The sequence below is a fragment of the Vibrio sp. NFR genome, from assembly GCF_027587095.1.
Classification (GTDB): Bacteria; Pseudomonadota; Gammaproteobacteria; order Enterobacterales; family Vibrionaceae; genus Vibrio; species Vibrio harveyi.
In genome coordinates, this window is record NZ_JAPPTN010000003.1 from 241,802 (window position 1) to 254,232 (window position 12,431).

Here is a 12,431-nt window from a genome sequence, read left to right on the forward strand (position 1 = left end):
AACGCCAGAAAGCAAAAGAGCTGCAAATTAGCAGCTCTTTTTTGTTATATCATTTTGACTAATACTCGCCAGCGGTAGAAGTTCGACCCGATTCATAATTTTGTTTGAAAAACGGGTCAATATCATCACAAATGCCAAAGTAAGGCATATCTCGTACGCCAAGCATATAAGCACTTTGCTCACAGTACTCTTTTTTACCTTCTTGGTAACCAGATTGATAAGCCATGATCAATTCCGGTGTAGCACGATTTGTATCATCAAGCTTGACGATACGGTCTTCCGATAATTCAATCAGACCATCGAGAGCAGATTGCTTACCGAAGTCCTGCCAATCTGTTACGTTCACTGAATCTGGCAACCTTGTTTGCGCACAAGCGGTGAGAAAAAGCAGCATGGCGCCGATGATGATGGATCTCATAAGTTCTCCTTAGGCTTATACAAAAGACCGTCGGAAACTCACTTTCATACCCCTTTATCGAGTACTCATTCGACAGTCATACACTTTCACTACAAATGCTTACGCGTACTCGCGGAGTATGGTTCACACTCTCTGACACCAATCACCAGATGCAATCTCTTCACTCAACTGCTCAGTGTCTTGATACAAGTAGATCCAAGCTTGGCCAAAAGGTGTAGTAATGCTTTCTCGACGATACTCAACCGGTACGTCTTCTAACTTATCAAGTTCCTGCAGCGTGTCATTATCAATCAAATAAACTTCGCCCTGTATCGCATTTTGTCCGACCGACAAAGCCGGGTAAGGACCTAAATCATACAGAGCGAATTGGGCATCTGTTTCATGGTGACCAAGAAACTCAGCAGTGCTTAAAAAGTGATGATTGCACTCTCCTTTGCGCAAAGTTCCATACACAAACACTAAATGTTGCATAGCCGCTCCTTCTGCTTACAAGCTAAGTTTAGTTGAATTCGAATTGATAGAGCAGGTCAACAGCACTATCAACACCTGAAACTGCCTCTAGGTACAAGTCTTTCATCAAACGATAACGCACTGTGAACTCACCTAATGAGGTAAAGATACCCACACCATATTTCACCTGTAAACCAGGAAGAATATAGCCGCTCACCGTTACTTGAGAGTCGTCACCTGAACCTGCAGTATCCAGTTGCAGATCTTGTACGCCAAAGGCTTCGCCGATTTCACCTACGACTTTACCGCTCTTCGCTAAACTCAAGCCAATAAGGGTCGTCGTCATCGCATTACCGCCCGATTCTGCATCGATATCTTGACCTCGCAACAGGTAAGAAAGTGCATTCGCTTGCGGCATTGCCGGATCAGAGAAGATTTCCACCGTAGGATCACTTGCAGGACCAGTCACACGTACACCCGCTGTCACATCATCTTGCGTGTTGTCCGGATTACGAATCGCTTTGATCGAGACATAAGGCTGATCCGCTGGTCCATTCATCATGATCTTACCTTCTTGGATGACCAAGTCTTGCCCAAATGAGCGATAAGAACCGTCAATGATGTTCACCTCACCGACAATAAACGGACCTTTGTCTTTTTGCGTCACGTTGAGGTTACCTTGCAAGTCACCTTTTAGACCAAACGCAGACAACTGGAAATCATCGCCGATTTTGATGTTAATGTTGGTTTCAACGTTAAACGGCAACGCTTGCTCACCATCAACAGGCTGCATGTCTTTGTTCAAAATGACTGTGTCGCTTGAAACACCAACCGCACTTGGTGGCAGTTCATCAATTAAGATACGTCCCCAAGGTAGATTAATACTGCCTTCGACCTTGGCAAGTTGAGGCGTCACATCAATAGTCATATCCGGTTTGACTTTGATTCTCACCATCGGTGGCATATCCACTTTAAGCTCTTCAGCGAACACACGAGCCTTAGTGTGCCAATTTTCTAGGTCACGCCAATCAGCATCGCCTTTAATCTCTAGCTTGCCATCTGGCGTAATGATCCCAGCATCTAAATCAGCTTGATGACCTTTAAAGTTAATCGCCACTTGTCCTGAATTGATATCAATTGGCGTGACTTCACCTTGCAGTTTCATTTGATCAATCAAGAACTGACCATTCACCTTTGGATGCATCACATCACCAGATAGAGCAAGGTCAGTGTTCATGTTGGCTTTAAACAGGCTGTATTCGCCAATCAGGGGCGCTAAAAAGTCCAAGTGGAATGTCGATAGCGACACCTTACCGTCAATCGTCGGCTTCTCGGACGACACATCATTCAGGGCGACTTTACCAGACAAATCACCGTTATCCGTTACATCAAGCAACCACTCAGCATCTAGCTTATCTTGTGCCAACTTGGCTTTAAAACTCACACTTTCCCAACCGACTTTCACTGGTTGTTCTAGCGTTTGTTCTACCTGACCTTTTGGCATATCGACATTCACCGTGACTTCCGGTTTCATGTCTGGCGCCCATTTCGCGAAAGCATTCGCGTTCACAGAACCTTGCAGTTTGGTTTCTGGCGGTAAGAATTGTTTGATTTGGTCGAAGTCAAAGTTAGTGATGGCTAACTTCGCTTCACCGCTTTTACCAACGCTGATGTCTTCACTTAAGCACACGCTTGATTTTGACTGTAACCAACAGTGTGCTTGCACATCAGCAATCTGCTTGTCGATGTTCACTTTGACTGCCGTCGACTTTTGCAATGCCCATGGACCTTGAGGCGTGCTCAGTGTTAAGCGGCGTAGTGCACCATCCCAAATCATTTCTGGCTTTTGCTTAAAGGTGCCTTCGATCTCTAAACTGCTCGAAACAATGTCTGAAACCACGTCGAGTGTCAGTTGGTGTAGCTTTTCATCGCCACTCACTTCCAAATCTGCACTGTCAATTTTAATGTCGTCGTAAGTGATGTTCTTCGCAATTAGGCTAACATCGGCTTTTGGCGCAGGCAGTGGTGTAACATCCCCTTTTAGAGTGATGGTTTCCACCTTGGCTTGCTGCTGCCAATTCAACTGGTTCAGCGCGAGATCTAAATTAATGTCCGGCTGTTTCAAACTGCCGCGAAGAGCAACCGTACCATTCATCTTACCAGCAAGATCCGGTACGCTTTTCGCAAAATCAGGGAAATTAACATCAACATCCATCAAGATTTGTTTGTCGATTTTACCCTTTGCTCGCAAAGAGTTGGGACCATGTGACAAAGCTAAACCTTGCGTGTTCAATTGAATATCTTCACCTTTACCGTTCTTATCTGAGGCTTCTAATTGACCTTCGATATGCAAAGGGTAGCCACGTAAAATACCGTCAATATCCAATTTAGGTAGACTCACTTGCCAGCCACCTTGTGCGGTTAATGACCCCGACGTCGACAAGCTACCACTGATATCGCCTTCCGCTTCTTCCCACTGTAAGCCCGGTTGAATATTTTTTAAGTTCAGATCGGCTTGCCAGTTGATAGGTGCAGCCCAATTCGCCATGACTTTACCTGCAAGCTCACCCCCCAGCGTTTTGACAACTAAGCTGTCTAAGTCAATCTGTTCTAAAGTACCTTTACCGTTTAACGCCACATCAACTGCTGGAATATCTTTACCAGACGCCTTAGTTTCCAAGGCAACCGTGTAACCTTGTAAAGAGCCTTTCGCTGCAAGACTCGGGACCGATACTTGGTAATCACTCTTACCACTCAATGGCCATTGCGCCTCAACATCTTTCAATTTGATATCAAACGGCAACTCGGACTTAAGGGGTTGAATTTGCCCCTGAATCTTGGCTTTCACCAAATCAGATAACGTGGCATCCAGTGATAAATCACCAACCGAGCCAGATGCCGTCAGTGATAATTTCTGACCTTTTACATCCGCTTGTTTAACCAATGCGTCAATTTGGGCTTGAATTGGGTAATCACCTGATAATGTCACTTGAGTGCTTAACTGACCTTTCACTTCCGGCATGTCAAGCTCAAGGGTTTTGACATCGACTTGGTCACCACCCGCTTTGGCTTCTAACCCTAAATGATGAACGATAACCGGTGTGTCACCAGCCAACTTAAAGTCATGAATATCGAGGCGCTGTGCTTCAATAGTGAGCGGAATCCAGACTTCAGGTAGAGCGATACCATTTGATTCAGGCTTAACGTCTAACTTCTGTTCATCAGACTTTGAACCTTTGTTAGCAGCAACATTTTCTGCGCCTTGCTGCGATGGCTTTTTAGACGCGTCTGAATTGAGCGATGTTGACGACTGGACTTCCGCGTCTTGCTCAACTTTAGCTTGAGCTTGATGGTTCGTTTTAGTGTCTTGAACTGGTGGCTGTTCCACACCCTCTTCACTTGGCGCAAGTACCACATTAATGGTTTTCAATGCCGTAGGGGCAATCACCAAACGATCACCTTGCATTGATAATGCGGTTGAAAAATCTTGCCAATCAATCTTATTCCCCAAGATATTCAGATTGATACCATTAAAGCTGACTTTATTGACAAAAATAGGCACTGGCGTACTGATAGAGCGCAATGGTGGCGTTTCTTCTTCAGGCTCGTCAGATGCCGGAGGGAGCTCTGGCATCTGAAAGTTCACCCCTTGCAGTGCCAACTCATCGACACACACTTTCGGATCGAAGAAGCAACGGAAGTTGATAGCAAGCGTTACGCTTTCAACCTTAGCATCGACATGTAAGGATTCATCGACAAAGCTGACGTTACGTAAAGCAAAACGCGGAAAAAGCGAACCTTGAACTTCTTCCACTTTGAGTTGCGGTAAGGCTTTCTCTGCCCCCCACAGCGCAAGTTTTAAACCCGGATGGGTGAAAAGCAATGTGCCAACAAAAACCGTCAGCAGCAATAATAGACTCAGCAGACCGATTGAGAGCCATTTCGTCCACTTCAGAGTTGTTTTGATCATAGTTCAGGTCCCAACGAGAAGTGAATGCGGAATTCTGGATCAGGCTCGGAGTCGAGCCCCCAAGCAAAGTCAAAGCTCACCGGACCAACCGGTGACGCCCAGCGGATACCAACACCCGCACCAGCCTTCCATTCTGGGGTTTCATTAAATGCATCACCAATATCGTAGAAAGCAGCGCCCCACCAGTTGCCGTAGACACGGTATTGATATTCAAGGGTGCTGGTCACCATATACTTAGCACCCGTCAATGCACCACTGGCATCTTTTGGTGAGATAGACTCATAGCCATAACCACGAATGTTGTTATCACCACCAGCAAAGAAACGTAGTGATGGCGATAGTTTTTCAAATTCATCCGTAATGTTGGCACCGCCCTCTAAACGGAACAAACCACGGTGGTTTTGGCCAATACCGCGAATCCAAGATGTGCGTCCTAACAAGCGCAGTACTCGTGTTTCTGACAGCAAAGCAGTATCGCCATATTCAACGGTCACACTCTGCTTATCCCCCCACATTGGCATATTGCCACCACGGGTTCGGGTTCGAGAAAAAGAAGCACCAGGCAAGACAAATTGCACACCATCTTCTTGCAAACCTTGCGAGAAGTTTTCGTACAGGTGGCGAACATACAAAGTCTTATGCCAGCCACCGTCGGTGATCCAGTGGCGTTCTACCGCAAGATTCGATTCCAAACTTTCGGTATCTCGGTTATCAAGATGCTTGAGACCAAACTGCAATTGGTAGTATTCGTGTAGAACGTCATCAAGAGGGATTTTGTAGCCTGCTGTGATAGTTTGTTCAGGCTTGGAAAGAGAAAGAGCAGTATCAAAACTATGACCGCGTGCGCTTACCCACGGTTTTTTCCATTTCAGCGTACCGCGAACACCCGTGTCGGTCGAATAACCAATACCAGTCTCAAGTTGGTTTTTCGCTGCGGGGGCAAGTGAGACTTTGATTGGCAGCTCGCGACCATCGTCTAGCTTACTTAAATCTGGCTCAACAAATACTGACGAAAACCAATCGGTATTAGACAGGTTTTGGTTGTATTCCCCAACTTCTGAAACCAAATAAGGTTCACCAGTTTTAAATGGACGCAGAGACTCAACACGGTCTTCCCAAATCTGACTTCCAAAAATCTCCACCGAACCAAAGTGATAACGAATACCACTGTCATAATGAAGACGCACATTCGCTTCGTTAAGTTCGGGAACAACCTCAAGACGGCTTAAAGTGAAATCTCCATTAAAGTAACCACGTTGCAACGCTAAATTACGAATACTTGATTTCAAGCTGTCGTATTCACCTTGATTTAAGATGCGTCCTACCTTCAATGGTGATTTTTCAAGAAGCTTAACGAATGCTTCGTCTTGGTTTGCCTCACCTGAAATCACCACATCCATCAGTTTCACCCTTACAGGCTCACCCGGTTGGACATTGACGATCAATTCATCATTATCTTTCGTAATAGTGTATGAAATTTTCGCATGATAATAGCCGAGCGCATTGAGCGCTTCAGTGATACTTTGTTCCAATCGCGCCTGAAAACGCAGAGACGTGGAATAATCGTCTTCAGGAATGGAAGACAAATAAGCGTTCACATTATCTTCTAGCGCACCATCGATCCCTTTAATTTTTAAGGAAACATCGGCATAAGCGCTATGAGAAAAGGCAAGTAGGCTGACAATGATCGGAGTAGCTTTTCTTATCATGCTTTTTAGCTGGACGAGGTTAAATAAACGTAAACAATAATAACGCCAAATAAAGGCTAAGTCTGTAATATTAATAGGTTTAACACGGTCTATGTCATCACAACATCATATTCAGACTGAATAGATTTTTTCGCAAAATTAAGACACGTATTAAAGGACAAATACCATGCTCAACAAACAGACAATGATCAGTATAGAAGATGCACTGCCCGGTAGAGAGGCATCAATGCAGATCGACGACACTCATTTTGTCAATCAATCGAGTTTAACGGCGCAGCCACAAGCTAACCAGCAACAGATTTTGTTTGGCATGGGATGCTTTTGGGGAGCTGAACGCCTGTTTTGGCAACTCGATGGCGTGATCTCAACATCGGTCGGTTACGCTGGCGGTTATACTCCGAATCCAACTTACGAAGAAGTCTGCTCTGGAAAAACCGGACACACAGAAGTTGTTCGTGTCGTATTCGATGAAGCGGTAATTTCTATAGAGCAGTTACTTGCGGCATTCTGGGAAAAACACGACCCAACTCAAGGTATGCGTCAAGGCAACGATTTGGGTACTCAATACCGCTCAGCGATCTACACCTATTCTCAAGAACAACAAGATGCCGCTGAAAAATCAAAAGCTCAATATCAGCAAGCACTGCAAGAAGATCAACGTTCAGCAATCACTACAGAGATCCAAGCAGCAGGCCCTTATTACTTTGCTGAAACTTACCACCAGCAATACCTAGCGAAGAACCCTAACGGTTATTGTGGTTTAGGTGGTACGGGTGTGTGCTTCCCACCAAGCCTACAAAGTTAACCACAACGAAAAAGAGCGACAAAAGTCGCTCTTTTACAATTCTTGTCATCACACTGGAAGAGATAAAATCGCTTGGTTTACTTCTCTAAATACAGAGAGTTGCTTAGGATTTTTGACATCAGGTAGTAGCACTTTTCCATTGTCAAAACGGAACTCACCAATACCTGCAATTGAGAATTGACCTTTGAATAAAGTCTTAACGAAACGCGCCACCTGACGTGGACGGTACACAGCAAACTCACGTAGCATAACCAACCTCAACATCCTTTTGAGAAAACACCGATTGCTCTTTCCTTGGCAACCTTTATGCGCAATTTGCGACGAACTTCATTCTATCAAATTCCAACGTGAACGCAACATTATTAGATGGCATACGTTAAATAATTGTTATTACAGGTTCTACATTTTTATGCACCGTACGTATATACTTGGTGAGTCTCACAACCCATATGGAACATAACAACATGAAAACTAAGACTCTCCTCCCTCTTCTACTCGCTCTTGCTCCGGGTCTGGCTCTGGCTCATAACCTATCTGTTGGTGAGAGTGTACCCGCAGCAAAAGTCGATGCTTATGGTGAAATCGTACTGCAAGGCGAAGGTGTCGCTTACCAGCCTTGGGCAACTCAAAACATGCTGGGTAAAGTTCGTGTTATTCATGCAATTGCAGGACGCAGCAGCTCAAAAGCGATGAACGCACCACTAATGACAGCGCTAACTGAAGCGAAATTCCCAGAAGACGCTTACCAAACGACTACCATCATTAACCAAGATGATGCTGTTTGGGGAACAGGTTCATTTGTAAAATCATCGGCGCAAGACAGCAAACAAGAATTCCCTTGGTCTTCAATGGTTCTGGATGAAAACGGTGTTGTGGCAAACACATGGGCACTGCAAGAAGAAAGCTCAGCAATCGTAGTCCAAGATAAGCAAGGTAAGATTTTGTTTGTAAAAGAGGGCGCATTAACCCCTGATGAAATCACTCAAGTGCTTGGCTTAATCAAACAAAATATTTAGAACTGTTGATATATGCCCAAGCAACCTTGAGATGCTTGGGTATACAGCTCTCTGCTCATTGTACTCTTTCAACAAAGAGCCCCCTATTTTCCTGAGCGTAAGCTCTTATTTCACCTAGATAATTTACCCAAAACGAACAAAAGTGTGAACTTTTAACGAAAATGGGTGTTATATTATAACACTAGGTATCGTTTCAGGTTTTAAGATGCATTCTCGTTGGCAAGTCACCACACATCATTGGCGTCGCACTGTCATATTACTCAGTGTTGCGCTGCTGCTTACCTGGAACTTTGCAACCATCGCGCATCAACTTGATCTCATCCCAGAACATCATAGCCATCATCATTGCCAGCTGTTTGCTGGTGCACAACATGGTTTGGTCAAGCAGTTACCGGAGATAATCCCTCCAACCTACCAGCGCGCCGCACACTCTGATGTCATAGAACGGCAGTTCAGCCTTAGCGACGTGCGTTATACTGCGCGTGCACCTCCTATTTTTGCTTAAGCTTAAGAAGTCCCCTTATAAGAAATTAAGGTTGCTAGTCGCACGATTTGAACTGCAACCACATCAGAAAATTAAGCAAAATTAGGATAAGAAAATGCCATCTAAACACGCTCTAGCTCTTGTTATCGGTATATCACTAACCGCTACTGCTAACGCTGAAGAATACCGTCAACATGAAGCACACGTGCACGGTCACGTAGAATTCAATATTGCTCAAGACGGTAAAGACCTACTGATCGAAATCACGTCTCCAGGTGCTGACGTAGTGGGCTTTGAGCACGCACCAGAAAACGCAGAACAAGAAAATGCACTGAATAATGCTATTGCTGCTCTAAAAGACACGAACAAACTGTTTGCTATCAACCAGCAAGCAAAGTGTGTAATTGAAGATGTACATGTAGCTCACACGCTAGGAGAAGAGTCACACGAAGGTCATGATCACCACGACCATGGAGGTCACGATCGTGATAAACATGACCACGAAGGGCATGATCACGATAAACATGACCATGACAAGCATAAAGACCATGATCATGATGAGCATGATGACCACCACGATCATGACGGTCACGAGCATCACGAAGGTCATGACCATGAACATGGTGGTCATGGTGAATTCACCGTAGAGTACCGCTACCACTGTGATTCAGTTGCAGACCTAAACAGCATAGATACGACTTGGTTTAAGCAATTCCCAGCAACGGAATCTATCAGTGTGAACCTGTTCACTGACACCACTCAGTCTGCGACTAACCTAAGCAAAGACAACGCAAAGATCGCAATTAAATAACTCATATGGCGTGTAAGTACCCACTTACACGCCATTGCTTTGGTGATTTACTATGACTGAAACCACGTCAAACGTTGTTGAGCTATCTAACGCCCAGTTTGTCTGGCCCGGCTCAGAAAACGCGACCATTAACATCCCGCAACTTCACATTGCTCAAGGCGAGCATGTCTTTATCAAAGGTCCTAGCGGCTGTGGTAAATCGACTCTGCTTGCTTTGTTAACTGGCATCAACACACTCACATCTGGCTCACTGTCGGTATTGAACACTGATATCGCCAGCCTAAGAGCAAGCCAAAGAGACAAATTTCGTGCCGATCACATTGGCTATATCTTCCAACAATTCAATTTGTTGCCTTACCTAAATGTGATTGAGAATGTCCTAATTCCATGCCAATTCAGCAGAATTCGCCGCGACCGCGTTGCTCCAAATGCTTCTACGGCATCACTGGAGCAACAAGCAACAACGCTATTAGAGCGCTTACGTTTACCAAAAGCACTGCATGACAAGCCGGTATCAGAACTCAGCATTGGTCAGCAACAACGTGTCGCAGCCGCACGCGCTTTGATCGGTCAGCCTGAATTGGTGATTGCCGATGAACCGACATCTGCATTGGATCATGACAACCGTAAGGCTTTCATTGAACTATTAATGGAACAAGCCAACCTTGCTAACGCGACACTGATTTTTGTCAGCCATGACCCGACGCTAGAGTCCTTGTTTGACCGAACACTCAATCTGCCTGAAATCAATCAAGCGCAAACCCTAGGAGCCGCATCATGAGTGCAGTTGTAAAGCTCGCTTGGAAAAGCCTGATGAACCGCAAGGCGACTGCTATTCTCACCATCATGACAGTCGCTATTTCTGTTGTTCTACTATTGGGTGTAGAACGCATTCGAACCCAAGCAAAAGACAGCTTCGCTAACACCATTTCTGGTACAGACTTAATTGTCGGAGGTCGCTCAGGGCAAGTGAACCTGTTGTTGTACTCGGTATTCAGAATTGGTAATGCCACAAACAACATTGACTGGAAGAGCTACCAAGAGTTTGCTAACCACCGCGCTGTAGATTGGGCGATTCCAATCTCGCTGGGTGATTCACACAAAGGCTTTCGAGTCATGGGGACCAACCACAGCTATTTCGAACATTATAAGTACGGAAGTAAGCAACCACTAACCTTCTCTGAAGGTAGAGAATTCAATGGCTTGTTTGAAACCGTACTTGGCTCTGATGTAGCGAAACAACTTGGCTATAAGATTGGTAGCGAGATCATCATTGCTCATGGCATCAGTGATGTCGGCTTCAGTCGACACGATAACTTGCCATTTAAAGTGGTGGGGATTCTTGCGCCTACTGGCACTCCGGTGGACAAAACTGTCCATGTATCTCTAGAAGCGATTGAAGCGATTCACGTCGGTTGGGAAAGCGGGGCTCGCTTAGGTCCGACACCAAGTGCGGCTGAGCTCAAAGCCAGAGACTTCCAACCTAAACAGATCACTGCCATGTTGGTTGGCTTGAAATCACGCATTCAGACTTTTGCTCTGCAAAGACAAATTAATACTTACCCGAAAGAGCCGCTTAGCGCCATCATGCCGGGCGTCGCTCTGCATGAATTATGGGGCATGATGTCGGTTGCAGAACAAGCACTGATGGCAGTCTCAGGCTTCGTAGTCGTTGCAGGTTTATTGGGTATGTTGAGTAGCTTGCTAACCAGCTTACAAGAACGCCGCCGTGAAATGGCAATTCTGCGTGCGATGGGGGCAAGACCTAAACACGTCTTCTCATTACTGATCAGTGAAGCGAGTTTACTGACGTTTGCAGGCATCATTACTGGTGTTGCGGGCTTGTATTCCATTCTTGCCCTCTTGCAACCAATAATCCAACAAAGTTATGGTATACACCTAACCTTAACGGCACTGTCGCCGTATGAATGGATGTTGCTTGGCTTTGTACAGTGTGCAGGTATTGTGATTGGCTTCATCCCAGCATTCCGCGCTTACCGACAATCGCTCAGTGATGGAATGACAATTAGGATTTAGTAAAAATGTGGAAAAAGATACTCGCTAGCTGTTTGCTACTGATTTCCTTCACTGCGCCAGTAATGGCAAGTGATGAACCATTAACGCTCGATTGGATTGATCTTGTGCCAGAGAATGAGCGCAAGATGTTCGACAGTGTTGGCATGCCAGCCACTGACCACAATGGTGGTGCGGCACTTCAATCTAAGATTGGTAATGTTCGCCCTGAGCTTAACGGCAGCAAAGTGAAAATCCCGGGCTTTGTCATCCCATTAGAAGGTGATGCGAATACGGTGACGGAATTCCTACTGGTGCCATATTTTGGCGCTTGCATCCATGTTCCGCCACCACCACCAAATCAGATCATCTATGTAAAATTCCCGAAAGGAGCCCCAGTGCAGGAGCTTTGGGATGTCATTTATGTGGTGGGAACGTTAAAAACCGAGACCATTGAACATGAGTTGGCAGAAACTGCCTACGTGATTGAAGGCTCATCAATCGAACCCTACGATGACATGTAATGTCTGCTTGATTAAATAAATACACTAGGCGTCGGTTCGGCGCCTTTTTTATGCCTGCTGTTTATACGATGTAACGAGATAAATACGCTAACACGCCAACATACAAAACCAAAAGTAGCGCTATCGACAGGTGTTTTCTCAGTTTGCTTGCGTCTGAATATTTCATCACCCCTCCAAAATAACGATAACAATTTTAACAACTCATTATCATTTTGAATAGTCCTTATTCTG

12 protein-coding genes are annotated in these 12,431 nt (G+C 45.2%); 7 read left to right on the forward strand and 5 right to left on the reverse strand.

Features of this window, described 5'->3' with window-relative positions; translation table 11 throughout:
• Positions 1–58: 58 nt before the first annotated feature.
• The 4 genes from OH463_RS07550 to tamA form a co-directional block, all read right to left on the reverse strand.
• Positions 59–418 (reverse strand): DUF2799 domain-containing protein, encoded by a 360-nt coding sequence (locus OH463_RS07550; RefSeq protein ID WP_005450511.1) that lies wholly within the window; start codon positions 416–418, stop codon positions 59–61.
• Positions 419–541: 123 nt separating this feature from the next.
• Positions 542–889 (reverse strand): gamma-glutamylcyclotransferase family protein, encoded by a 348-nt coding sequence (locus OH463_RS07555; protein ID WP_005450512.1) that lies wholly within the window; start codon positions 887–889, stop codon positions 542–544.
• A 28-nt stretch (positions 890–917) separates the two neighbouring features.
• Positions 918–4,838 carry an autotransporter assembly complex protein TamB gene (gene tamB, locus OH463_RS07560; protein ID WP_269990945.1) on the reverse strand — a complete coding sequence of 1,307 codons (3,921 nt, stop codon included), beginning with the start codon at positions 4,836–4,838 and terminating at the stop codon, positions 918–920.
• The gene (gene tamA / locus OH463_RS07565) at positions 4,835–6,547 is read right to left on the reverse strand and encodes an autotransporter assembly complex protein TamA (protein ID WP_009698863.1); all 1,713 of its coding nucleotides are present in this window, start codon (positions 6,545–6,547) and stop codon (positions 4,835–4,837) included. The genes tamB and tamA overlap by 4 nt, the downstream gene beginning before the upstream one ends.
• Before the next feature lie 166 nt (positions 6,548–6,713).
• On the opposite strand from tamA, the gene msrA reads away from it, so the two are divergent.
• Positions 6,714–7,352 carry a peptide-methionine (S)-S-oxide reductase MsrA gene (gene msrA, locus OH463_RS07570; protein ID WP_009698864.1) on the forward strand — a complete coding sequence of 213 codons (639 nt, stop codon included), beginning with the start codon at positions 6,714–6,716 and terminating at the stop codon, positions 7,350–7,352.
• Positions 7,353–7,400: 48 nt separating this feature from the next.
• On the opposite strand, the gene OH463_RS07575 is transcribed toward msrA, so the two are convergent.
• Entirely contained in the window at positions 7,401–7,601 is a 201-nt protein-coding gene (locus OH463_RS07575) for a DUF1107 domain-containing protein (protein WP_005450516.1), read from the reverse strand.
• Between the two features lie 215 nt (positions 7,602–7,816).
• On the opposite strand from OH463_RS07575, the gene OH463_RS07580 reads away from it, so the two are divergent.
• The 6 genes from OH463_RS07580 to OH463_RS07605 all read left to right on the forward strand — a co-directional run bounded on the left by OH463_RS07580 (position 7,817) and on the right by OH463_RS07605 (position 12,200).
• Positions 7,817–8,368 (forward strand): YtfJ family protein, encoded by a 552-nt coding sequence (locus OH463_RS07580; RefSeq protein WP_005450518.1) that lies wholly within the window; start codon positions 7,817–7,819, stop codon positions 8,366–8,368.
• 205 nt (positions 8,369–8,573) lie between these two features.
• Positions 8,574–8,873 (forward strand): DUF2607 family protein, encoded by a 300-nt coding sequence (locus OH463_RS07585; RefSeq protein ID WP_005450520.1) that lies wholly within the window; start codon positions 8,574–8,576, stop codon positions 8,871–8,873.
• Between the two features lie 94 nt (positions 8,874–8,967).
• Positions 8,968–9,663, forward strand: coding sequence for a zinc uptake protein ZrgA (gene zrgA, locus OH463_RS07590; RefSeq protein WP_269990946.1), 696 nt, complete (start codon positions 8,968–8,970; stop codon positions 9,661–9,663).
• A gap of 52 nt (positions 9,664–9,715) precedes the next feature.
• Positions 9,716–10,444 carry an ABC transporter ATP-binding protein gene (locus OH463_RS07595; protein WP_269990947.1) on the forward strand — a complete coding sequence of 243 codons (729 nt, stop codon included), beginning with the start codon at positions 9,716–9,718 and terminating at the stop codon, positions 10,442–10,444.
• Complete coding sequence (locus OH463_RS07600) at positions 10,441–11,700, forward strand: ABC transporter permease (protein WP_005450526.1); 1,260 nt, start codon at positions 10,441–10,443, stop codon at positions 11,698–11,700. The genes OH463_RS07595 and OH463_RS07600 overlap by 4 nt, the downstream gene beginning before the upstream one ends.
• 5 nt (positions 11,701–11,705) lie before the next feature.
• The gene (locus OH463_RS07605; RefSeq protein WP_005450528.1) at positions 11,706–12,200 is read left to right on the forward strand and encodes a DUF3299 domain-containing protein; all 495 of its coding nucleotides are present in this window, start codon (positions 11,706–11,708) and stop codon (positions 12,198–12,200) included.
• The last annotated feature ends 231 nt before the right edge of the window (positions 12,201–12,431 follow it).